Source organism: Iodobacter sp. BJB302, assembly GCF_002735645.1.
In the GTDB taxonomy this organism is placed as follows: Bacteria; Pseudomonadota; Gammaproteobacteria; order Burkholderiales; family Chitinibacteraceae; genus Iodobacter.
Genome location: NZ_PDZG01000001.1, coordinates 92839 through 116140, shown reverse-complemented (window position 1 = coordinate 116140; position 23302 = coordinate 92839). Strand labels below are relative to the sequence as shown.

The window sequence follows — 23302 nt, the reverse complement described above, 5'->3', positions numbered from 1 at the left end:
CGGGCTTGGCCCGTCTTTTTTTGCTTGCAATTTGCATAAAACACCTGTTTGTTGCCTTTTATTCTTTGTGGATTTGAAAACGCTTTGAACGAATTTGATCTGATAGCTCATTATTTCAAGCGCCCTGCCAAAAATGCAGATTTAGGAATTGGTGATGATGCGGCATTAGTGTCTGTTGCAGCCGGGCATCAGCTGGCCATCTCTGCAGATATGTTGGTTGAAGGGCGGCATTTTTTTTCGGGTGCTGATCCGGAGCGCCTGGGGCGCAAAGTGCTGGCCGTTAATTTATCTGATCTTGCTGCCATGGGCGCAAAGCCAGACTGGTTTACGCTTTCTCTGGCGCTGCCCAAAATGGATAAGCCATGGCTGGAGGCCTTCAGCCGGGGCTTGTTTGCCATGGCCGGTGAGCATGATATTTCGCTGATCGGGGGCGATACAACATGCGGCCCTTTAACGGTAGCTATTCAGATTGCAGGCAGCCTGCCGCGCGGGCAGGCGCTTTTGAGAAGCGGGGCCAGGCCAGGAGACGAAGTGTGGGTGTCCGGGCCGCTGGGGGCGGCTGCAGCGGCCGTTATGCATCGCACTGGGCGGGTGAAGTTGCCTTCTGATGTGGCTGAGCGGTGCGATCTGCGTCTTGATATGCCCGTGCCTCGTATTGAGCTGGGCTTGCGTTTGCGCGGCATCGCCAGTGCCGCTTTGGATGTTTCAGATGGCTTGCTGGCCGATCTGCGGCATATTTGTGAGCAGTCAGCGTGCGGAGCCGAAGTCTGGCTGGATGCCGTACCTGTTGCAGAAGACCTGCATGCCTTACCTGAGCTTTTACGGCAGGAGGCTTTTTTGGCCGGCGGGGATGATTATGAGCTGTGTTTTACGGCTGCACCCGATCAGCATAAGGCTATTATTGCCCTAGCCGATGAGCTTAAATTGGGGCTTACTCTTGTGGGTAAAATTACTCAGGGCAACACTGTGCATCTTCTTGATGCCTCCCGCCAGCCCCTGCCGATTATCTTTCATGGATTTGATCACTTCGCCTATGAGTCATAAACAAGCCCCCCTGGTGCGCCCGACATGGCGCTTTCTGTTTGTTCACCCCGCCCATTTTATTGCTTTTGGTTTTGGCAGTGGCCTGGCGAAAAAAGCACCCGGTACTTTTGGCACGATCGCTGCTTTGCCCTTATTTGCTCTTTTAATGCAATGGCTTTCTCCGCAGGCGATTGCGTGGTTTTGCCTGCCGGTGTTTGTGATTGGCTGTTGGGCGAGCGAGGTGACGGGTAAAACGCTGGGGGTGCATGATTATGGCGGCATTGTGATTGATGAAATTGTCGCCATGTGGCTGGTGCTGCTTTTTGTACCAGTAACGGTATTAGGCTGGGCGCTGGCATTTGCCTTGTTCAGGGTGTTTGATATTTTAAAACCCTGGCCTATTTGCTGGTTTGATCTGCGGGTGCCCGGTGGGATTGGGGTAATGATCGATGATATTCTTGCTGGTGCTTACGCCGTTTTGGCTTTGCTGCTGATCCAGCATTTTTATTCTTTGGCGTAAAGGAACGACACTTCAGAAAAAGAGTTTAAGCCTTGCTTAAACTCTTTTTGCTTATCTGTTCCTATGGCGCCCCTTGCTGATTAAGGCGATAACGCCAAGGCTGATCAGTAAATACGTTTCTGGCTCTGGAATCGTTTTATGTGGCGCTGCCATCATGGCATTGTTTTGCGCCGGTGAGGTGGAATGCCTGGCCATATCGGCAATTCTTAATTGCTTCCATTCCGGAATTACTTTGTTTATGTCATTTGATTTTTTTGCTGGCGATTCAATAAAGTGATTCACTTCACTCATTGTATTTAATTCGGTGTCTGGCTTTATTTCAAGTACGCTTGCATGAGAGTGGCTGGTGATTTGCACGCTGAATGCAATATATATTCCTGCCCATAAGTACTTCATTTCTCACTCCTGAAGCAGTAATGCCTGCCTGATGAGTGATGATTTTCCGCCCTGATTAAATGAGTGATCAATTCAATTATTTTCCCCTTAATTTATTTGGTATTAAGGTGAATTGCGGCAATTATGCGTATGGGTTTGGGATGGAGCGTAATAGCAAAAAATAGCTTTTTTGTTGCGGCCGCTGGTTACGAATCGTTGTTTTATTGCCAGAAATTGAGCTGTATGGCTGTTTTTATATTGCTTTGTCATGTTTGCGTGCGAGGGAATTGTCTGAACTGGTATTGAATGAAAATAAAAGAGGGTGAATCGATTCACTGCGGGGATATTGAAATTGAAAGGCGGGAGGGTGTTACAGGCGCGTGGCCTGTAACGCATTGAGAGATACGCTTAGTGCAGAGACTGTGTATTTTGTTTTTTATGCATGGGTTGGAACGATCCGCCCATTGCATCCAGCTCTTCTAAAAGCGCAATCACCATCAGTGCGGAATGGTGGCCCGCTTTGATGATGTATTGGTCAAAATCGACAGGTGAATCGTTATTGGCGTTATCAGACAGCGATCTGATAATCACAAAAGGCACTTCGTGCTGATAGCAAACCTGAGCAATTGCTGCCGCTTCCATTTCGCATGCGGCCATGGTTGGGAAATTTTTGAGCATTTGCGCTGTGCGGGTGCTGTCGCAAATAAAACTGTCGCCTGTACAAATCAAGCCATCAATCGCCTGCACCTGACCAAGGCTGGCTACGGCACGGTGCGCTGCGGCAACTAAATCTGCATCCGGCGTAAAGGCGGCAGGCTGCTGAGCCATTTGGCCGATTTCATAACCAAATGCCGTGACATCCACATCGTGGTGACGTACTTCGGATGAGATGACGATATCGCCAATCGATAAATGATCCACAAAGCCACCCGCAGAGCCGGTGTTAATAATGGCCTCAGGCTGATATTTGGCGATCAACAGCGTGGTGGCGATGCTGGCGGCGACTTTGCCAATGCCAGAGCGGGTGACGATCACTTGATGATCTGCCAGCGTGCCGCTGTAAAAATCGATCCCGGCTACAGTTTCTTTGCTGCTGTTTTCCAGCGAAGCAATAAGATGGGCCACTTCGGGCTCCATTGCACCAATAATTCCAATCTTCATTTTATTTTCTGACTTACAAAAAACGCGCGCGGCAAGGTGGCGGATAATGCCTCAGACCAAGGCTTATGCCAAATGAAATAATCACTTTTCAGCTAAAAGTAAAGTTTGCTGCCGATGGCGTGGCGGTGTGCCGGGGAATGACAAAGCAGAAAACAATTTTAAAACTGTTTTCTGCTCTTATGGATCAGGCTAAGCGCTGACGAATAAACTGCCCGATTGCCTGGATTTCCGGCATGCAGACTGAATGCTGCATCGGCCATGTTTGCCAGCTGATGGTAAAGCCCAGCCCGCTGAGCGTGTCTTTAGCGGCCACGCCAAGAGCGAGGCCAACCACAGGGTCGGCGCTGCCGTGTGCGGCAAAGATAGGGGTGTCCTGGTTGCTCAGCCCGGCCTGGATCAGCTCAGGCGCAGGCAGGTATGTGGATAGCGCCACAATACCGGCCAGCTTTTCCGGGTGTAGTGTGCCTGCCGTATAGGCAATCGCGCCGCCTTGTGAAAAACCCGCCAGAATAATGCGATTGCTCGGCACGCCGCGCTGGTTTTCACGCGCAATCAGGGCGCGGATCATTTCTACTGAGGCATTAACGCCTGTCACATCGGCCTGACGGCTGATTTGATCAAAATGCAAAATATCGTACCAGGCCCGCATCACATAGCCGTTGTTGCAGCTGATCGGCATATAGGGGGCGTGCGGAAACACAAATCGTACGGCTAAATCAGCCGGCAGCTGTAAATCAGGCACAATGCCCGCAAAATCATTGCCGTCCGCGCCAAGGCCATGCAGCCAGATCACGCTGGCGGTGGGCTGGCTGGCGGTTTCAATTTCTACACATTGCAGTAATTCAGCAGTACTCATGCTTGATTCCTTTTTGTTATCCCGCAGATGATCAGCGCGCGATGGCTATCCGGCTGCGCTTTAAAATTTGAACAGCTGTTTATTGGGCTTTAATGGCGGATTTGGGTCTGAAACTGGCAACGATGGCTGCGTGGGTTTCGATATAGGGGCCATCTAACAGCTGAATGCAGTAGGGCACGGCGGCAAAGATGCCGTTGACTAAGACTTTGCCGTTTTCATCTTTCACGCCTTCCAGCGTTTCTTTGATTGATTTAGGCTGGCCGGGCAGATTTAAAATCAAACACTGTTTGCGAATCACGCCCACTTGACGGCTAAGGATGGCCGTGGGCACATAATGCAGGCTGATTTGGCGCATTTGCTCGCCAAAGCCGGGCATGACGCGATCTGCAATCGCCAGCGTAGCGTCAGGCGTCACATCGCGCAGCGCAGGGCCGGTTCCGCCGGTGGTTAATACAAGGTGGCAGCCTTCTGCATCCACCAAGTCTTTTAGCGTGGCTTCGATCAGGTCTTGTTCGTCGGCAATTAAACGGCTAATGGTGTGATGCGGGCTGCTGAGCGCACACCCCAGCCATTCTTCTAAGGCGGGGATGCCAAGATCCTGGTACACGCCGCTTGAGGCGCGATCAGAAATAGAAACAAGGCCAATTTTTAGCGTGTTCATTGCGGGCTAAGTCCTGAAATTACCATTCGATCCCCAGTAGTAAGGGTTAGCGAGTGGTAATTAGTAATGATGTGTTCGGCGTGGCTGAGTTCCCGGGTAGTGTGCGATGAGGTGAGTGCAATCACCGGGATGCCCGCCGCTTGTGCCGATTGCACGCCGCTCAGCGCGTCTTCAAAGGCCACGCATTGCTGCGGATCTAAGCCAAATAGTGCAGCGCCTTTTAAAAAGGCTTCGGGATGCGGTTTGCCATGTGTAACATCGTCTGCCGAAATCAGCCTTGCTGGTGCAGGCAGGCCCGCATGCGCTAATTTAGCTAAGGCAATGTTGCGCGGGGCGGAGGTCACAACAGCCCATTGATCCGGGCGAAGCTGTGCCAGGAAATCCGCCGCACCGTCAATGGCCACGGTGCCATCTAAGGTACGCGCTTCTTCTTGCAATAAAACAGCCACTTCGGCTGCGGCATCAAGATGCGGTGCAACAAGGGCAATGGTTTCGATGCCGCGCCGTCCGTGCACATGCTGCATGACAAAATCCGGATCTAAACGCTGGCGAACAGCCCATCGCCGCCACAATCCTTCAATACAAGGAGTTGAATCGACTAAGGTGCCGTCCATATCGAACAGCAGTGCAGCACATTCGATTTGCCAGGTCATTTATTCTTCGTCTTCTTCAGGGGCAGATACTTCAAGGCCGGGTAAAGCTGGCTCCGGAATGTACTGTTTGATTAATTTAAATAATTCGCGGAACGCTTTGGCCGGTTTTTGCAGCTCGCGCTCTTTTAAAGCATTACGAACCAGCTGGCGCAGCTGCTGAATTTCTACAGTCGGGTGCTCACTGACGAAATTTTCAACCACTTTCGGGTCGGCCAGCATGCCTTCACGCAGGCGTTCCAGGCGGTGTAGCCATGCACTGTGGCGATCGGACAAACCGGCCAGCTTATTCAGCAGCTCATTAATCGGCTCCGGATCCACATCGCGCATCAGTTTGCCAATAAACTGCTTTTGCCTTGCTGTTGCGCCGTTAGCGGTGATTTTTTTTGCCGCTAAAATGGCGTCAAACAGCCGTTCCGGCAGCTTTAGCGTAGCCAGTTGTTTTTTATCCAGCGGGATCAGTTTTTCGCCGAGTTGTTGCAGCGCAGTCATCTCGCGCTTCATTTCTGTTTTGCTGACGTACTCGATATCGTCGTCAGGAAGGTCGTGTTTTGGTGTTGCCATGATAGGGTTACTTGCTTGCAAAACCGGTATGATACCAAAGACTGCCTCTTTCTCTGCCATAGAGTGCATAGAAAAAAGAACAGAGGCTCAGGGTTTTGATCAAAAATGAGCGCTTTGACCGTTTGTTCCGGCAGGCAAAGCGCCTTATATATCGCAAAAGTGTTTAATAACAACGAACCGCTAAACAGGAAATGAACTGTGTCCGAATTTAGTTTTGATCAGCAAGAATTATGTGATTTAGCCTCCATGGTGCTCGAGCAGGCGAAAAATCAAGGCGCAACAGCCTGCGATGTGGATGTGTCTGAGGGCTATGGGCAAAATGTATCGGTGCGCCTGGGTGAAGTAGAAACCATCGAATACAACCGCGATAAAGGGGTAGGCGTTACCGTTTATCTGGGTCAGCAAAAAGGCCATGCCAGCAGCAGTGATTTCTCAGCTGATGCCATTAAAGAAACAGTCCGGGCGGCGCTGGCCATTGCCCGCTTTACCGCCGCTGATTCATTTGCCGGCCTGCCGGATGCAGACCGGCTGGCAACGTCTTTTCCGGATTTTGATTTATACCATCCATGGGATTTATCGGTAGAAGGCGCCATTGCGCTGGCAACCGAGTGTGAAGACGCGGCTCGTGGTGTGGATGCGCGCATCAGTAATTCGGAAGGTGCGTCGGTTTCCACCGGGGCAAGCCGTTTTGTATATGCCAATTCCTTAGGTTTTATGGGGACGGAGCGCAGCTCGCGCTACAGCCTTTCTGCCGCGGTGATTGCCGAAGATGAATCGGGGATGCAGCGCGATTACTGGTACAGCTCGGCCAGATCACCTGAAGACCTGGATTCGGCTGTTGCTGTGGGAAAGCGGGCAGGCGAGCGCTCTTTACGCCGCCTTGGTGCCCGCCGCGTAAAAACGGGCGAATATCCGGTGCTGTTTGAAGCGCCGGTGGCTTCCGGCTTGATTGGCACCTTTGTGCAGGCTGTAAGCGGCAGCAGCCTTTACCGTAAATCAAGCTTTCTGCCTGATAGCTTAGGGCAAACCATTTTTGCGCCTTGTGTCAGCATTAAAGAAGACCCCTTCCTGAAAAAAGGCATGAGCAGCGGCGCATTTGATGCCGAAGGCGTGGCTACCGTCGCGCGCGATGTGGTGAGCCAAGGTGTGTTAAATGGCTATTTCTTATCCAGCTATTCCGCACGCAAATTAGGCATGAGCACCACCGGTAATGCGGGCGGCTCGCACAATTTGATCGTTGCGCCAACGCATACCTTTGCGCAATTGCTGGCAGAGTTGGGTACCGGCTTATTTGTCACTGAATTGCTTGGCCACGGCACTAATATGGTGACGGGTGATTATTCCCGTGGTGCTGCAGGCTTTTGGGTGGAAAACGGCGTGATTCAATACGCGGTAGAGGAAATCACCATCGCCGGTAATTTGCGTGACATCTTTAAAAATATCGTTGGTATTGGTGACGATAGCCAGCCTTGGTCTAGTCGTAAGGTCGGTTCGATTTTAGTAAGTAAAATGACGGTTGCGGGCGAGTAATTTGCTGGAATAAGGCGGAAAAGGGGGGGGCAAGCTTCACCCCTTGTTCCGCCATTTTTTTGCCCGTCAGACGGGTTTTAGCTTTGCAACGCCACGGCTGCAGGGGGATCAAATGAGCGCAATTTACGGCAAGCCTGCCTATTGGGACGAGGCCACTGCGGCACTGGCTGCAGTTGACCCTGTGATGGCGGAGCTGATTGCCCGCTATCCCGATATCAGTCTGGAAGGGCGCGGCGAAGTGTTTCATACCCTGGCCCGTGCCATTGTCGGCCAGCAAATTTCTGTTAAGGCGGCGGATTCGGTCTGGGCGCGGTTTGCGGCTCATGTGCAAAAAATTGAAGCTGCGCGCGTACTGGAAAGTAGTGTGGAGGAATTGCGCGCCTGCGGCTTATCCGCCCGCAAAGTGGAATATCTATATGATTTAGCCAGGCATCAGCAGGCGGGGCTCCTGAATGTGGCGCTTTGGCATGATCTGGACGATGAGGCTGTGATTGGCAAGCTGGTCGATATCCGCGGCATAGGCCGCTGGACCGCCGAAATGTTTTTAATCTTTTACCTGCTGCGCCCCAATGTGCTGCCACTGGACGATATCGGCCTGCTCAAGGCGATTGCGCTGCTTTACCACAACAATGAGCGACTCCCGCGAGGCGATATTTGTGACTTGGCGCAAAAATGGCAACCCTGGCGCACCGTCGCTACCTGGTATCTTTGGCGCAGCCTTGATCCGGTGCCGGTGGAGTATTAGTGGCGATCGTGGGGAGTAAGGTCAAAAGAGTCTGTAGGCACAGAGAGTGGTGAGAACACAGAGCCCACAGAGAAACCCAGTGATTGATTTTCTCTGTGGGACTCTGTGTCCTCCGTGTTCTCTGTGGTTCAAGATTTGGGTTTTTGATGGTTCTCTGTGTCTACAGATCTTTCTGCCTTTATCAAAAAGCCTCACTCAAACGGCAAATCCAGCGATAGCGAGATGAGGTTTGATTCGATCAGCTCATCCAGTAAGAAAGTGAAATCTGCTGCTGCGCCAGAAGTAGGGGCGAAGTCGAAGATGTTTGCACCGCTGCCTACCGCCGCTGATAGCGCTTCTTGCTCTCTGATGCGGGTTTTAAGCACTTCTCCGGGGAAGTGTTTGATCAGTTGGCCTGCCACGGTTTCTGATGTGATTTGCCCCGGCGTGTAGCGGTTGATCAAAAAACGCCTTGGTTTTCTGGCCTGAAACTTCTCAAGTCCTTTCAGTGTTTGCGCCAGCTGTACCGCGCCGTTCAGGGCCAGGTATTCGGCGGCAACGGGGGCCAGAATGATGTCGGCGGCAAACATGGCCGAAAACGACAACACACCCAGTGTGGGCGTGCAGTCAATAATGATGGGCAGGCCAAAGCCCGAAAGCATTTCTGCTGTCAGTGCCAGCTTCAGCCGCCATACATGATCTTTGTGGCGGGTAAGCTGCGCGTCTACTTTTCCCAGCTCTAAATGAGATGGCACAAAGTTAATGCCGTCATCTCTTGTAATAATTAAATCAGATAGTGTGCTTGCCCCCTGAAAGAAGCGATAAATGCTTTGGCTGCTTTTAGGTTTAATACCGTATAGCGAGGTGAGGTGTGCTTGCGGGTCTAAATCAATCACCAGCGGCTCTACGCCATTTTTGGCGATGGCGGCGGCCAGGTTGGCGCTGACGGTGGTTTTACCTACGCCACCTTTTTGATTGAAAACGACAATAACCGTCATAAATCTCACCGCGGTGATGAATGGAGTGGTGGGCAAGCCTATCTGTGCAGTGCCTGCTTAATGTTGCTGTGCGATTCTAACTCGAAACGCTGTTTTAAAGCAGGGTGACAGGACTACTTAAGCAAATACTAAGGTTTCTGGCGCTTGGAAGCCGGCGGGCAAACGGCCCTTTTTTTGCAGGCAAGGCTGCTAAACTCATTAAAACACCCGCGCCGGGTTTGAATTTAGCCGATTTAGTGTGCGTTGCAGCATTTTTTTATGACATGGAACAAAGATCGTGCTCAAGGTGTGAAAGTTGCCGACCTAAACGCGGCGCTTTGTTCTACATTGACGGCCTTCGCGGGCATCCTATTTTTTTAGATGCATGCCCGCCAGCCTTACACCCCTTATTTGATGTGTTTTTTTAGTAGCAAAGTTTGTTACGTGCTGAGGATGATATATGCAAACCTTTTTTGTGGCTCCAACCCGACAAAATGTCGGCCTTACTTCGGTTTCTTTAGGTGTGGTTCGCGCTTTACAACACCAGGGCCTGAAAGTGGGATTTGTAAAGCCGGTTTCTCAAGAGCCGCAGGGGATTGAGCGCTCTACGCATTTTGCCTCACAAATTTGCCAGATTGAATGTCCGCAGTCTTTATCGATTGCGCAGGTTATTGCCCGCGTATCTGCAGGGCAGAATGATGAATTGTTGGAAGATATTGTCAGCCTGTGTATGGGCGCGGCGCATGGCGTGGATGTATTAGTGGTTGAAGGCATGCATTTGGATCCAAGCAATGCATTTACCGCCAGATTGAATAATGAAGTGGCCCGCAGCTTGCAGGCAGAAGTGATTTTAGTGGCCAATGCGCGTGCAACAGGGGCGGTGGCAGAATCCCGCCTTGCGGCCAGCCAGCTGAAAAATGAAGGCTGCAAAGTGGCCGGTGTGATTTTCAATAAAGCCACCGCGCAGTTTGACGCAGCTTCTGTGCAATACGAGCTGGATGGTATTCCATTGTGGGGCTTTATTAAGTTTGATCCGGCTTTGCTTGCGCCGCGCACTTTAGATATTGCCCGTCATTTGAATGCAGAAATCCTGATTGAAGGGGATATTGCAAACCGCCGCGTGCTGGAAACCGTGGTGGCAGCCCGCTCTGTTCCTGAAGTAATCGAACGCCTGAAAGCAGGTGCTTTAGTGGTAAGCGCCGGGGACAGGGATGATGTGATGCTGGCAACTGCTCTGGCCGCCAGCCAGGGTGTGCAACTGGCCGGGCTGCTGCTGACGCATTCCAGCCAGCCGGACAGCCGTATTCTGGAGTTATCACGCCAGGCCTTAACCAGCGGCATTCCGGTGATGCGTACAGACAGCGACAGCTTTAATACCGCGATTCGTATTACCCAATTGCCACCGGCGGTAGCCACCGACGACAGCGAACGCATGAATCTGGTGCTGGATGCCGTATCCGAGCAAATCGATATGGCCATGCTGATGAATGCGGTGCAAGTGCCGCCGTCGTCACGGATGTCGCCACCGGCTTTCCGCTACCAGCTTATCCAGAAAGCGCGCTCAGTGCGTAAAACCGTGGTCTTGCCTGAGGGCGAAGAGCCACGCACTATTCGTGCCGCCATTATTTGTGAAGAAAAAGGCATTGCCCACTGCGTCTTGCTGGGTAAACGCGCCACCATCGAAGCCATTGCCGCTGCGCAGGGTGTGATGCTGCCAGAAAGCCTTGAGATTCTGGATCCGGATGTGATCCGCGCTGAGTATGTAGATCCGATGGTTGAGCTGCGTAAGAGCAAGGGCCTTACCCCAGGCCAGGCATTGCAACAGCTTGAAGACACCGTTGTGCTGGGCACCATGATGCTGGCTGTGAACAAGGTAGATGGCCTGGTGTCTGGCGCGATCCACACCACAGCAAGTACGGTGCGCCCTGCGTTGCAGCTGATCAAAACTGCGCCTGGCTCGTCGATTGTTTCTTCGGTCTTCTTTATGCTGATGCCGGAGCAGGTGCTGGTTTATGGCGATTGCGCGATTAATCCTAACCCGAATGCAGTGCAATTGGCCGAGATCGCGAAGCAAAGTGCGGATAGTGCCCGCGCATTTGGTGTGGATCCTAAAGTAGCCATGATCAGCTACAGTACCGGTAAATCTGGTGCAGGTGCCGATGTGGATAAAGTGCGCGAAGCCACCGAGCTGGCCCGCAGCAGCTACCCTGATCTGGTGCTGGATGGCCCGCTGCAGTACGACGCAGCATCGGTATCTGAAGTGGCGGCACAAAAAGCGCCGAGCAGCGCTGTGGCAGGTAAGGCAACCGTGTTTGTATTCCCTGATCTGAATACAGGTAATACCACGTACAAGGCCGTACAACGCAGCGCCCATGTGGTGAGTGTTGGCCCAATGCTGCAAGGCTTGCGTAAGCCGGTAAATGATTTGTCACGCGGCGCTTTGGTCGATGACATTGTGTTTACCATTGCCCTGACTGCCATTCAGGCGCAAAACCTGGCGGCGTAATCAATTTGCCAGAGACAAAAACCGGGCCGTGTGCCCGGTTTTTTTATGCCTGAACCTGCTGTTGCCGGGCGTACTGCTGTTTTTTTGCTGGGTGAATATTGCTTTTAGAGTGGCTGTCTGACTGGATAGTTTTAGCTATTGCCCGTGTTTATATTGTAAAAAGTTGCACACATATTTATCACGATTCACTTGAACCGCTTGCACTGGCTTAAGTCTGATTCGGAATTTCAATAAAATAAGATAATCGTAATCTGTTTAAAAGTAGAATGGGTCCGGTAGAAAGATTTGTTCTGTGTAATTCCAATGAAAAAAATGGAGACGCCCCAATGAGCCGTCGACGTATGCCTTATTTGCCCGAGTTTATTGCACCAACCCGCCATACAGATCCGCTTGATGCCCTTGCGCAGGTGCGTTTGATTTATGAAAGCAGTGTGGCGCATTTGCGTGATGCCATGCAGCGTTTTGTGGCTGGCGAAGCTTTGCCAGGTCATGTTCGGGCTTATTATCCTTTTGTAAGAATTCAAACCGATACCGTTGCAAGGCTCACCAATGAGAGTGCGCATTTAAGCTATGGCTTTGTGGCGGGGCCGGGCAGCTTTGAAACCACCTTAACCCGCCCTGATCTTTACGATAAATATTATCTTGAGCAATTTACGCTGCTCTTGCAAAGCCATCAGAATGAGCTGGAAGTCGGCGTAAGCACCCAGCCCATGCCGGTGCATTTCTCTTTTGCCGAGCACGATCATATTGAAGGCACGCTCACAGCAGAGCGCCGCCAGCTGATGCGCGATATGTTTGATCTGCCTGACTTATCCGCCATGGATGATGGCATTGCCAATGGCACTTACGAGCCTAAGCCGGGCGAGCCGGAGCCGCTGTCTTTGTTTACCGCAGCGCGGGTTGATTACTCCCTGCACCGCTTGCGCCATTACACGGGCACGGTGCCCGAGCATTTTCAGAATTTTGTTTTATTTACCAATTACCAGTTTTACATTGATGAGTTCGTGCGGCTTGGGCATGAATGCATGCAAGATCCGGATAGCGAATACATTGCCTTTGTAGAGCCGGGCAATGTGATTACCCGCCGCATTGGCCTTGATGCCGAAGCGATTGATGCGCTGGGCGCAGCACCACCGCGCCTGCCGCAAATGCCCGCTTACCATTTGATTCGTGCAGACAATACCGGTATCAGTATGGTGAATATCGGCGTTGGCCCCGCCAATGCTAAAACCATCACCGACCATATTGCCGTATTGCGCCCCCATGCGTGGATTATGCTGGGCCATTGCGCGGGCCTTCGTAATTCGCAGCAAATGGGCGATTACGTGCTGGCGCACGGCTATGTGCGTGAAGATCATGTGCTGGATGAAGATTTGCCACTTTGGGTGCCGGTGCCTGCCCTGGCTGAAATTCAGCTGGCCTTAGAAGCGGCTGTTTCACAAATCACCGAAATGAAAGGCGCCGAGCTAAAAAGCATTATGCGTACCGGCACCGTGGCCAGCACCGATAACCGCAACTGGGAATTACTCCCCGACAACCGCCCGCAGCGCCGCTTTAGCCAAAGCCGCGCCATTGCCCTGGATATGGAAAGCGCCACCATCGCCGCCAACGGTTTCAGATTCCGAGTGCCTTACGGCACCTTGCTGTGCGTAAGCGATAAGCCACTGCACGGCGAAATCAAACTCCCCGGTATGGCCAATCACTTCTACCGCGAGCGGGTTGATCAGCACTTGCGAATTGGTATTCGGGCCATGGAGCTGCTGCGTGATCAGGGCGAAGGCCAGCTGCATAGCCGTAAGTTAAGGAGTTTTGCTGAGGTGGCGTTTCAGTAAGCTTCAATGCTCCGTAGGGCGCGCTCAAAGGGCAGCGTAGTGTGCTGCTGAGATACCATGCTGGTGCACGGTTTATCCCGTGCCGGCTTGGTATCACTTTTTATATCATGGTGAATGATTGAAGCTATCACTGGTTTTTTTATGGCACAGTTGCAAGTAGATTTAACTTTGCTATGCCTCCTGCCTCATGGCTTTTTGGGGTGTTTAAATTTTGCCACCTCGAGTGCTAGCTCTGGGGGGGTATGTGAGTCTAATAACAGCAAGAGCTTTACCCTCTCTAGTGATTCCTCATCGTACAAATGTGGATTTACTACATAGTCATCTTCGATGGCGGTTTCTATCTCTGACGGAAAGTTGTAGTTCCAAGATAGAGTCACGTATTCCAGTCTCAAATCGGTTGTTGTCTTCATGTCAATGTACTTGTAGGACGCCATCAAAGCATAGCGTAGTGCGCAGCCGATAGGTAAAGTCGGTTTGAAAAGAACGCTTGGTTTTATAGCCAGAAATTAAGGGTCTGCCAACGCAGACCCTTATCCTTACAAAAACCTAAGAACTACAGAGCCTCAGCAGCGTAATCCGCCAGCCTGGATCTCTCGCCCCGTGTCAGGGTGATGTGGCCAGAGTGCTCCCATGTTTTAAAGCGATCGACTACATAAGTCAGCCCTGAGCTGCCCTCCGTCAGGTAGGGGGTGTCGATCTGGCTGATATTACCCAGGCACACTACCTTGGTGCCGGGGCCGGCGCGGGTGATGAGGGTTTTCATTTGCTTGGGCGTTAAGTTTTGCGCCTCGTCGATGATCAGAAATTTCTTGAGAAAGGTGCGGCCGCGCATAAAGTTGAGCGATTTCACTTTAATGCGTGAGCGGATTAAATCGCGCGTGGCGGCGCGTCCCCAGTCGCCTGCTTCTGCATCTGATTGGTTGAGTACATCCAGATTGTCTTCCAGCGCCCCCATCCACGGCATCATTTTTTCTTCTTCGGTGCCGGGTAGAAAGCCGATGTCTTCCCCAACCGGCACCGTGACGCGGGTCATGATGATTTCGCTGTAAATCTTGGATTCCAGCGTTTGCGCAAGGCTCGCTGCAAGCGTGAGCAGGGTTTTACCTGTGCCTGCTTGCCCAAGTAGCGAGACAAAATCAACATCAGGATTCATCAGCAGATTAAGGGCGAAATTTTGCTCGCGATTGCGGGCGACAATGCCCCATATGGCATTTTTGTTATGACTGTAGTCTTTCAGGCTTTCAATCAGCGCCGTTTTGCCTTCCACGTTGATGACGCGAGCAGATAAAGGCGTGTCGCCTGCCTGATAAAGCAGCTGGTTAACGTACAGCTCGGCACAGTCCGGGCCTTTTATTTTCCAGTAGCTGCGGCCGCCTTCCTGCCAGCTTTGCAGATCTTTGCCGTTGCGCTCCCAAAACTTTTGGTTGATTTCGCGCATACCGGTGTAAAGCAGGTCAGTATCTTCTAAAACCTTGTCGTTAAAGTAATCTTCTGCCGCCAAACCCATCGCCCGCGCTTTGATGCGCATATTGATGTCTTTGGAAACCAGAATCACCTGGCGCTGGGTGTGCATTTGCTGCAGATGGTGTACCACGCCCAGAATCTGGTTGTCGGCTTTGCCCATAGGGAGCTGGGCGGGCAGTACGCTGGTAATGGCTTCGGTTTGCATAAACAGCCGGCCCAGCGCCTGGCCCTTGCTGGCGGTATCAAGCAGTACGCCGTTATGCAGGTCAGATTCTTTGCCGGAAATCAGCTCTTCCAGAAAACGGCTGGCTTGCCGGGCATTACGTGCGACTTCGGAGGTGCCTTTTTTGTTGTTGTCGAGCTCTTCTAAAGTCATCATCGGCAGAAAGAGATCGTGCTCCTCAAAGCGGAAGAGCGAGGTGGGGTCGTGCATTAAAACATTGGTATCCAGAACGAAGAGCTTGGTGACACTCGGTGCTTTGCGCTTGCGGGTTGCCATGATGAACTCCTGGAACGGAAAAAGGTGGGCTGGGGTGAGTGGACAAAACCTGAGCCTTGTGCGGCCTCACCCTGCAATGCAACTTAAAGCGTTTTTACAAACTCCAGTACTTCTGTTACATGACCCGGCACTTTCACGCCACGCCATTCTTTAGCGATTTCTCCTTCCTTATTGATCACAAAGGTGCTGCGCTCAATTCCCCTTACATCCTTACCATACATCTTCTTTTGCTTCATGACATCAAAAGCCAGGCAAGCTGTCTCATCCGGGTCAGAAACTAGCTCGAAAGGATATTCTTGTTTGGCTTTGAAGTTTTCGTGGCTTTTCAGGCTGTCTCTGGAAATGCCAAAAACAAGGCATTGGGCGGCGAGAAATTCGGCATGATGATCGCGAAAATCACCGCCTTCGGTGGTGCAGCCTGGGGTGCTGTCCTTGGGGTAAAAATAGAGCACAAAGGCCTGGCCTTTCAGTGCGGTGGTATCGAAGTGCAGATTGGATGTGGTGGCGAGTTTTAATTCTGGACAAAGCTTGTTGGGCATCAAGAGAATCTCCTTAGTTGTGATGATTATAGATGCGTGGCAGATGCTCCGCAGCTACAATAGCCGCAAATATGTGATGGGGATGTGACAGTAATGAGTATCAAATCAGATAAGTGGATTCGTCGTATGGCCAGCGAGCACGGCATGATCGAGCCGTTTGTGCCAGGCCAGGTGAAGGAAGTAAACGGCGAACGTATTGTTTCTTATGGTACTTCCAGCTACGGCTACGATATTCGCTGTGCCGATGAGTTTAAAGTTTTTACCAATATTAACTCGACCATTGTCGATCCAAAAAACTTTGACGAAGGCAGCTTTGTGAATGTTTCTGGTAAGGGTTATTGCATTATCCCGCCAAATTCTTTCGCGCTGGCACGCACTGTGGAATATTTCCGTATTCCGCGTAATGCCTTGACGGTGTGCCTGGGTAAGTCCACTTACGCGCGTTGCGGCATTATTGTGAATGTCACCCCGTTTGAGCCAGAGTGGGAAGGCTATGTAACGCTGGAGTTCTCTAACACCACGCCGCTGCCCGCCAAGATTTACGCCAACGAAGGCGTAGCGCAAGTCTTGTTCTTTGAAGCCGATGAGGACGATGTTTGTGAAACCTCTTACCGCGATCGCGGTGGTAAGTATCAGGGCCAGAGTGGCGTAACGCTGCCTAAGACCTGAGCTTTACATTTTTTTCCCTGCAGGCCCGTATCCGTACGGGCCTGTTTTTTGATCAATACCGCAAGGATTGCCGATGACCCCGCTGATTTCCGCTTCGCAATTACAAGAACAACTGGCCGACGTACTGCTGATTGATTGCCGTCATGATCTGGCTAATCCGCAGGCGGGGCGATTGGCTTATGCAGAAGGCCATTTGCCGGGCGCGCATTTCCTGCATCTGGACGATGATCTTTCCGGGCGTAAAACAGGAACGAATGGCCGCCATCCTTTGCCTGATCCGCAAGTTTTGGCGGATAAGCTGGCAAGTCTTGGGGTAAGCAGCAATTGCCATGTGGTGGCTTACGACGCGCAGGGTGGAATGTACGCGGCCAGATTGTGGTGGCTGCTGCGCTGGCTGGGGCACGATCAGGTGCAGGTTTTGGACGGTGGGATGCCGGCCTGGCAGGGCGGGGTGGTTAAAGACTTACCCGTGCCAGTCGCTGCCAAATTTGTTGCGGAACTGCGCCCTGAATTAAAGGTGGATGTAAAAGAGGTGCTGGAAAATATCCATAGTGCCGTTTTTACCGTGGTGGACGCTCGTTCTCCTTCCCGCTTTATGGGTGAGGGCGAAACAATGGATCCGGTGGGCGGGCATATCCCCGGGGCAATTAATCGTTTTTTTCAAAATAATTTACAGCAAGATGGCCGCTTTAAGCCTGCGGACGTGCTGAAGGCCGAGTGGCAGCAGTTGCTGGCCGGTCTGGATGCCGCTCATACCGTGCAACAATGCGGCTCGGGCGTAACTGCCTGCCATAATCTGCTGGCACTGGAAGTGGCGGGCTTGAGTGGCGCAAGGCTTTATGCGGGCTCATGGAGTGAATGGTGCGCGGATGCGGCAAGGCCTGTTGTTAGAACCTTGCGTAATCTTTGACGCAAGGTAAGTTGGTAAACAGCCCGCTTGGTAGAAAAACCAGCGGGTTTTTTCTTGCTTTTTTATATATAAAATTATATTATGTATTTAAGTATTTTAAAAGGGAAGAAAAAATGAGTCACAGCTATAAAGAAGTCGTGAGTGATATCAGTGCTCAGCTTGCCCAAATGAATAAAGCGATTCCGGCAACCATGGCGGGATTTGGTCAAATGGCCAAAGCCACTCACAGCGATGGTGCGCTGGATAAAAAAACCAAAGAATTGATCGCAATGGCCATTGGTATTGCCGCCCGTTGCCAGGGTTGTTTAGGTTTTCATGCTAAAGCGTGTGTCAGTATGGGCGTGAGCCGTGCGGAGTTTATGGAAATGCTGCAAGTCGCCATCTATATGGGCGGTGGCCCCAGTGTGATGACGGGGGCGGAGGCTTTGCAGGCTTATGAGGAGTTTGGCGGGGAAAAAGCGGCTTAAGTGCTGAAGTATCATCCAGAAAAAACGGCTTTGAATGAACTCAAAGCCGTTTTTTATGCCCGGTTTATTTGGGTGGTTTGGGCCATCTTTCAGTCGTTGTGGTAGCGCGTAGCCAGCCACGCAAAATATCAACTTCTTCTCGCTCCAGATTGGCGCGGGTAAACATGCGGCGCATTCTGGGCATCAGGCGCTTTGGGGCGTCGGGTTTAAGAAAACCAATCGTGCTAAGCGTTTCTTCCAGATGGGTAAAGAAATGCTCCATTGCATCGTGCGTGGCGCTGTCACGGCTTTCGGCAAGATAGGATACATCGTCAGCAAGGGTTGCAAAGATTTCGTAAGCGAATACTTGCACAGCTTGCGCCAGATTCAGGCTGGAGTAATCCGGATTGGTAGGGATGGTGGCCATGCGGTTGCAAAGCAGCACTTCATCAATCGTCAGGCCAGACATTTCCGTGCCAAACACCAGCGCAATATCCTGGCCCGCCTGGATGGTTTGAATAATTTCTGGCGCAAGCTGTCTTGGCGTTTGCAGCGGGTGAGCGAGTTCTCTGCGGCGTGCGGTCAGGGCAATTTGCAAAGTAGTGCCTGCCAGGGCTTCTTCCATGCTGCTGACAACGACAGCGGTATTAAGCACATCATCCGCATTGCTGGCCAGGGCGGTGGCCGTGTCCGATGGAAATTCCTTGGGGTTGATCAGGTAAAGCTTGTTGATTCCCATAGTTTTCATGGCACGGGCGGTGGAGCCAATATTGCCGGGGTGGGAGGTGTGGGAGAGCACAACCCGGATGCGGGAGAGGCATTCGGCAGAGGAATTACTGATGGTTTCTTGAGTCATTTTAAGAACACTTGTTTATTCATTTTGAGAGCACAGGTAGAATAGCGGCCAATCTTATATCGGGTAGCCCGAAATGGGTTGGAATGCGATTTTGATCCGCACGAATATATACTGTGATTCATGCTGTGTCGCGTTTTTTAAGCTGCGCTGCCCCGTTGGTCGATCTTTTACTTTTAATCAGGAATAGCCATGCATCCAATGCTCAATACCGCTGTGCGCGCCGCGCGCCGCGCTGCTTCTATCATTCAACGTGCTTCCAGTAATCTGGATCATTTAGCCGTTGAGAAAAAAGGTCATAACGACTTTGTTTCCGAAGTAGACCGTGCCGCCGAACAAGCGATTATTGATACCATCCTCGAAGCGTATCCAACGCACGCTATTATGGCCGAAGAGTCGGGCAACCGCGGTCAGTCAGAATACACATGGATTATTGATCCATTGGATGGCACCACCAATTTCTTGCATGGCGTTCCTCAGTACGCAGTATCGATTGCGCTGGAACATAAAGGCGTGATTACCCAGGCCGTTGTTTATGATCCTTGCCGCAATGATTTGTTTACCGCAACGCGTGGTGTAGGTGCTTACCTGAATGATCGCCGTATCCGCGTTTCTAAAGTGCGTGAATTAACCGATGGTTTGATTGCCACTGGTTTTCCCTACACCCGCTTTGATAATCTTGAAAACTACATCAATATTTTCCGCGATATGACACAAAAGTCGGCTGGCTTGCGTCGTCCGGGCGCTGCCGCCCTGGATCTGGCCTATGTGGCTTGCGGCCGTTACGATGGTTTCTTTGAATTTGATCTTAAAACAGTCGATATCGCTGCGGGCTCCTTGCTGGTGCAAGAGGCGGGTGGTTTGGTAACTGATTTAAATGGCGAAGAAGGCTTCTTGCAATCTGGCGATATTCTGTGTGGTACACCGCGTGTATTCGGTCAGATGTTGTCGGTAATTCGTCAGCACAATAAATAATTAACGCGTATTTCTTAGCGTTTTTAAAAAAGCGTCATCTCAGGTGACGCTTTTTTTATGGTTAACGGGCATTTTGCCGTTCACCGTTCGTGGACTTGCCGCTGCCCTGATTGGATAATGGCGGCCATATATAGAAATGTTTTTTTTGAATTGATATTTCAGCAAGGGAATACAAAAATGGCGGAAAAAAAACCAAGCGCTAGCGCCAAACCAACGCACACGCCATTTATGCAGCAATACCTGCGTTTAAAAAGTGATCATCCCGATAAATTATTGTTTTATCGCATGGGGGATTTCTACGAATTGTTTTTTGACGATGCGGTTCGTGCAGCCAAATTGCTCGATATCACACTGACCACCCGTGGCCAGACGGCAGGTGAGCCGATTCGTATGGCCGGTGTGCCTTATCATGCCGCCGAGCAATATCTGGCACGCCTCGTCAAAATGGGCGAATCGGTGGCGATTTGTGAGCAGGTTGGCGAAGTCACCGGCAAGGGGCCGGTAGAGCGCAAAGTGATGCGTGTGGTCACGCCGGGTACCCTGACTGATACGGCTTTGCTCGATGTTAAAACCGAAAACCGCCTGCTGGCGCTGAGTTTCTCGCGCGGCAAGATGGGGATGGCTTGGCTGTCGCTTGCCTCGGGTGATTTTGCCCTGATGGACACGACGGCAGATAAGCTGGCTTCTGAGTTAGAGCGCCTGCGCCCGGCTGAAATCCTGGTGGCTGACGATGCAGGCCTGGCTTTGTTTGAGCAGGCCACCGCCGTAGTGCGTAAATTGCCGCCCTGGCAGTTTGAAGCCGCCGCTGCGGTGCGCAATTTATCCCGCCATTTTGAAACGCACGATTTAGCAGGTTTTGGTGTGAGTGAAGGCATGCTGGCACTTGGCCCGGCAGGGGCTTTGCTGGAGTATGTTCGCAGCACGCAAGGCGGCGCGTTACCGGTGTTGGCCGGGCTGCGTTGTGAATCGCAAAGCCAGTATATCGAGCTGGATGCAGCAACGCGCCGAAATCTGGAAATTACCGAAACGATTCGTGGTGAAAGCTCGCCGACTTTGTTTTCTTTGCTCGATCAATGCGCCACGGGCATGGGTTCGCGCTTGCTGCGGCATTGGCTGCATCATCCGCTCAGATCCAGCAGCAAAATCATGCAGCGGCAAAATGCGATTGCGGCACTGCTGGCAACGGCATCGTTTGAGCCCATTCATTCGGCCCTAGAAAGTGTGGCGGATGTGGAGCGGATTACGGCGCGTATTGCTTTATCCAGCGCCAGGCCGCGTGATTTATCCAGTTTAAGAGATAGCCTCAAGGCGTTGCCCGCTTTAATTGCGGTATTGCCGCAGGATGATTTCTTTGCATCTCTGGGTAAAGCCTTATCCCCTGATGCGCAGATCCTGAGCTTGCTGAGTGCCGCTATTCAGACCGAGCCGTCTGTGGTGCTGCGCGAAGGTGGTGTGATTGCCGATGGCTATAGCAGCGAGCTGGATGAGCTGCGTACCATCCAAACTCATGGTGGTGAATTCTTGCTGGAGCTGGAAGCGCGCGAGCGTGAGCGCACGGGTATTCCTACACTGCGGGTCGAGTACAACCGCGTGGCAGGCTATTTTATTGAGATTACCAACTCCTACGCAGGGGCCGTGCCGGACGACTATCGCCGTCGCCAGACCATGAAAAATGCCGAGCGCTATATAACGCCCGAGCTAAAACTGTTTGAAGACAAGGCGTTAAGCGCAAAAGAGCGTTCCTTGGTCTTGGAAAAAGCGCTTTATGATGATTTGCTGCAGCGTTTGCAGCCCTACCTGGGGGCTTTACGTCTGGCGGCGCAAGCTTTAGCAACGGCCGATGTACTGGCCAGCCTTGCGGATCGTGCTGAGCGTGGTAATTATATTGCGCCACAATTTGTGGAAGGCCAGCTATTGCATATCGAGGCCGGGCGTCATCCGGTCGTCGAGGCGCAGATCGATGACTTTATCCCCAATAGTGTGGATTTCTCGGTGGCGCGCAAGCTGCTCTTGATTACAGGGCCCAATATGGGCGGTAAATCGACCTATATGCGGCAGGTGGCCCTGATTGTGCTGCTGGCGCATGTGGGGAGTTTTGTGCCTGCGCAGAGTGCCACCATCGGTAAGCTCGACCGCATCTTTACCCGTATCGGGGCATCGGATGATCTGGCGGGCGGGCGATCTACCTTTATGGTGGAAATGACCGAAACGGCCAATATTTTGAATAATGCTTCAGAAAATTCTTTGGTCCTGATGGATGAAGTAGGGCGCGGAACGTCTACTTTTGATGGTTTGGCGCTGGCCTGGTCGATTGCGAAAGCATTGATTGAAAAAAACCGTGCTTATACTTTGTTTGCAACTCATTATTTTGAGCTGACTCGTTTAGCGCAGGATTATCCCGTTGTCGCCAATGTGCATCTGGATGCAGTAGAGCATAAAGATCGTATTGTGTTTTTGCATGCAGTGCAGGAAGGCCCCGCTTCGCAAAGCTATGGTGTGGCAGTGGCTCAGCTGGCAGGGGTTCCAAAAGATGTTGTGCGTCAAGCTAGGAAAAAATTGCTTGAGCTGGAATCGAACAGTGTTCAAGGCGGCATGCAGGGTGATTTATTTGCCACGGCCAGCATTATGCAAATTGAGCCTGAGCCACATCCGCTTCAGGATGCCCTTGCTGGAATTGATCCGGATGAGCTGACCGCACGCGAGGCGCATGATCTGCTCTATCGCCTGTGTGCGTTGCTTTAGAATTGCTCGAGAAGGCATTTCGTAGCATTTGATGTTGAAATGAGAACGAGATGCAAAAAAACTTTGTTTTTTGCTATGGGTTCCTATAATTAATTTACCTTATTATATGGACTGTATTCTGGGTGTGAGCTAATGAGTTTCCGGAAATTTATTAGCGTTTTATGTTTCTTAACTAAGCATGATCCAAAAACATAGTAAGAATGTAAATTTTACCGGCTAGAATGTGATGCTGTTTGCTAATATTAATTGCTAAGCATAAATGCTTTTCCAATAGGGAGTAGCTGTGAATACGGTGTCGGAGTCTGCTGCAGTGAGTAGTGATCAACAAGGCAGTACTTTGCTTGAGATTGCTTCGTTATTATCTGATGGTTCGCCAGAAGAGGGGTTCTCTTTAACAGAATTAAACGCGAAAGCAGCTTCCGAGCTTAAGCGTTTTGGTGATGATTTACAGTCTCACCTTGCACTGATTGGGGTGACGGTTCCTCCTGCCTTGCAACTGCAGGGGGATAATAAGGGCGCAGTTTATGTGATCGGAGAACATGCTTTAAAAGCGGAAATTGAAAACTTTCTGAACAATAACACGCGTCTTTTGAAGTGGTATAAAGAAGTTGAAGTGATGCATGAAATCTTGCGAAGCACAGAATTAGACCACGGGCAAACACTGGAAGGGCAGGTGTTTAATTTAGGTTTAACCAGTTTGGGTTGCGTTGCGTTTTTTTCAGTGCTGTAGGTTGTAATCAGGAAGCCGGGCAGTTTTTTTTGAGTAAAGCATTTTAAAATCAGCTGGTTGCTTGTTGTTAAATCTTATATTTTTTGTGCCAGAACG

The 23302-nt window shown here is 51.3% G+C and carries 22 protein-coding genes; 12 read left to right on the top strand and 10 right to left on the bottom strand.

The features are described 5' to 3' along the window. Positions 1 to 84 precede the first annotated feature (84 nt). Positions 85 to 1044 carry a thiamine-phosphate kinase gene (gene thiL / locus CSQ88_RS00555; RefSeq protein ID WP_099396227.1) on the top strand — a complete coding sequence of 320 codons (960 nt, stop codon included), beginning with the start codon at positions 85 to 87 and terminating at the stop codon, positions 1042 to 1044. Then, complete coding sequence (locus CSQ88_RS00550; protein WP_099396168.1) at positions 1034 to 1543, top strand: phosphatidylglycerophosphatase A; 510 nt, start codon at positions 1034 to 1036, stop codon at positions 1541 to 1543. The genes thiL and CSQ88_RS00550 overlap by 11 nt, the downstream gene beginning before the upstream one ends. 51 nt (positions 1544 to 1594) lie before the next feature. Here CSQ88_RS00550 and CSQ88_RS00545 read toward each other — a convergent pair whose 3' ends face one another. From CSQ88_RS00545 to yjgA, 6 genes are all read right to left on the bottom strand, one after another. Further along, complete coding sequence (locus tag CSQ88_RS00545) at positions 1595 to 1939, bottom strand: hypothetical protein (RefSeq protein ID WP_099396167.1); 345 nt, start codon at positions 1937 to 1939, stop codon at positions 1595 to 1597. A 387-nt stretch (positions 1940 to 2326) separates the two neighbouring features. Continuing rightward, entirely contained in the window at positions 2327 to 3079 is a 753-nt protein-coding gene (locus CSQ88_RS00540; RefSeq protein ID WP_099396166.1) for a 5'-methylthioadenosine/adenosylhomocysteine nucleosidase, read from the bottom strand. 184 nt (positions 3080 to 3263) lie between these two features. Further along, the gene (locus CSQ88_RS00535) at positions 3264 to 3935 is read right to left on the bottom strand and encodes an alpha/beta hydrolase (protein ID WP_099396165.1); all 672 of its coding nucleotides are present in this window, start codon (positions 3933 to 3935) and stop codon (positions 3264 to 3266) included. 79 nt (positions 3936 to 4014) lie between these two features. Next, positions 4015 to 4596, bottom strand: a complete 582-nt coding sequence (gene mog / locus CSQ88_RS00530; RefSeq protein WP_099396164.1) for a molybdopterin adenylyltransferase — start codon at positions 4594 to 4596, stop codon at positions 4015 to 4017. Then, on the bottom strand, positions 4593 to 5249 hold the full coding sequence (locus tag CSQ88_RS00525; protein WP_099396163.1) for an HAD-IA family hydrolase: 657 nt from the start codon (positions 5247 to 5249) through the stop codon (positions 4593 to 4595). The genes mog and CSQ88_RS00525 overlap by 4 nt, the downstream gene beginning before the upstream one ends. Further along, a complete protein-coding gene (gene yjgA / locus CSQ88_RS00520) occupies positions 5250 to 5810 on the bottom strand; it encodes a ribosome biogenesis factor YjgA (protein ID WP_099396162.1) in 561 nt (186 codons plus the stop codon). A gap of 198 nt (positions 5811 to 6008) precedes the next feature. Between yjgA and pmbA the strand changes: the two genes are divergently transcribed. After that, positions 6009 to 7340, top strand: a complete 1332-nt coding sequence (pmbA, locus tag CSQ88_RS00515) for a metalloprotease PmbA (protein ID WP_099396161.1) — start codon at positions 6009 to 6011, stop codon at positions 7338 to 7340. Positions 7341 to 7452: 112 nt separating this feature from the next. Then, positions 7453 to 8085 (top strand): DNA-3-methyladenine glycosylase, encoded by a 633-nt coding sequence (locus CSQ88_RS00510; RefSeq protein WP_099396226.1) that lies wholly within the window; start codon positions 7453 to 7455, stop codon positions 8083 to 8085. Positions 8086 to 8276: 191 nt separating this feature from the next. Here the strand turns inward: CSQ88_RS00510 and CSQ88_RS00505 are convergent, their stop codons facing one another. Further along, entirely contained in the window at positions 8277 to 9062 is a 786-nt protein-coding gene (locus tag CSQ88_RS00505) for a ParA family protein (RefSeq protein WP_099396160.1), read from the bottom strand. Between the two features lie 439 nt (positions 9063 to 9501). Here CSQ88_RS00505 and pta point away from each other — a divergent pair, with 439 nt between their 5' ends. Then, complete coding sequence (gene pta, locus CSQ88_RS00500; protein ID WP_099396159.1) at positions 9502 to 11547, top strand: phosphate acetyltransferase; 2046 nt, start codon at positions 9502 to 9504, stop codon at positions 11545 to 11547. A gap of 326 nt (positions 11548 to 11873) precedes the next feature. Further along, positions 11874 to 13379 carry an AMP nucleosidase gene (locus tag CSQ88_RS00495; protein WP_257212354.1) on the top strand — a complete coding sequence of 502 codons (1506 nt, stop codon included), beginning with the start codon at positions 11874 to 11876 and terminating at the stop codon, positions 13377 to 13379. Between the two features lie 553 nt (positions 13380 to 13932). On the opposite strand, the gene CSQ88_RS00485 is transcribed toward CSQ88_RS00495, so the two are convergent. Both CSQ88_RS00485 and CSQ88_RS00480 read right to left on the bottom strand, forming a co-directional pair. Further along, a complete protein-coding gene (locus tag CSQ88_RS00485; RefSeq protein WP_099396156.1) occupies positions 13933 to 15342 on the bottom strand; it encodes a PhoH family protein in 1410 nt (469 codons plus the stop codon). A gap of 83 nt (positions 15343 to 15425) precedes the next feature. Continuing rightward, the gene (locus CSQ88_RS00480) at positions 15426 to 15881 is read right to left on the bottom strand and encodes a peroxiredoxin (RefSeq protein ID WP_180273476.1); all 456 of its coding nucleotides are present in this window, start codon (positions 15879 to 15881) and stop codon (positions 15426 to 15428) included. Positions 15882 to 15974: 93 nt separating this feature from the next. On the opposite strand from CSQ88_RS00480, the gene dcd reads away from it, so the two are divergent. The 3 genes from dcd to CSQ88_RS00465 all read left to right on the top strand — a co-directional run bounded on the left by dcd (position 15975) and on the right by CSQ88_RS00465 (position 17927). Continuing rightward, positions 15975 to 16550: a dCTP deaminase gene (gene dcd / locus CSQ88_RS00475; protein ID WP_099396154.1), complete on the top strand. Its 576-nt coding sequence runs from the start codon at positions 15975 to 15977 to the stop codon at positions 16548 to 16550. Positions 16551 to 16623: 73 nt separating this feature from the next. Then, the gene (locus CSQ88_RS00470) at positions 16624 to 17460 is read left to right on the top strand and encodes a sulfurtransferase (protein ID WP_099396153.1); all 837 of its coding nucleotides are present in this window, start codon (positions 16624 to 16626) and stop codon (positions 17458 to 17460) included. A 113-nt stretch (positions 17461 to 17573) separates the two neighbouring features. Continuing rightward, entirely contained in the window at positions 17574 to 17927 is a 354-nt protein-coding gene (locus CSQ88_RS00465; protein ID WP_099396225.1) for a carboxymuconolactone decarboxylase family protein, read from the top strand. Between the two features lie 64 nt (positions 17928 to 17991). Here CSQ88_RS00465 and CSQ88_RS00460 read toward each other — a convergent pair whose 3' ends face one another. Next, positions 17992 to 18762 carry an RNA methyltransferase gene (locus CSQ88_RS00460; RefSeq protein ID WP_099396152.1) on the bottom strand — a complete coding sequence of 257 codons (771 nt, stop codon included), beginning with the start codon at positions 18760 to 18762 and terminating at the stop codon, positions 17992 to 17994. 189 nt (positions 18763 to 18951) lie between these two features. Here CSQ88_RS00460 and CSQ88_RS00455 point away from each other — a divergent pair, with 189 nt between their 5' ends. From CSQ88_RS00455 to CSQ88_RS00445, 3 genes are all read left to right on the top strand, one after another. Then, positions 18952 to 19734 carry an inositol monophosphatase family protein gene (locus CSQ88_RS00455; RefSeq protein WP_046350063.1) on the top strand — a complete coding sequence of 261 codons (783 nt, stop codon included), beginning with the start codon at positions 18952 to 18954 and terminating at the stop codon, positions 19732 to 19734. A 177-nt stretch (positions 19735 to 19911) separates the two neighbouring features. Further along, entirely contained in the window at positions 19912 to 22476 is a 2565-nt protein-coding gene (gene mutS / locus CSQ88_RS00450) for a DNA mismatch repair protein MutS (RefSeq protein WP_099396224.1), read from the top strand. A 310-nt stretch (positions 22477 to 22786) separates the two neighbouring features. Continuing rightward, on the top strand, positions 22787 to 23206 hold the full coding sequence (locus CSQ88_RS00445) for a hypothetical protein (RefSeq protein ID WP_143449367.1): 420 nt from the start codon (positions 22787 to 22789) through the stop codon (positions 23204 to 23206). The last annotated feature ends 96 nt before the right edge of the window (positions 23207 to 23302 follow it).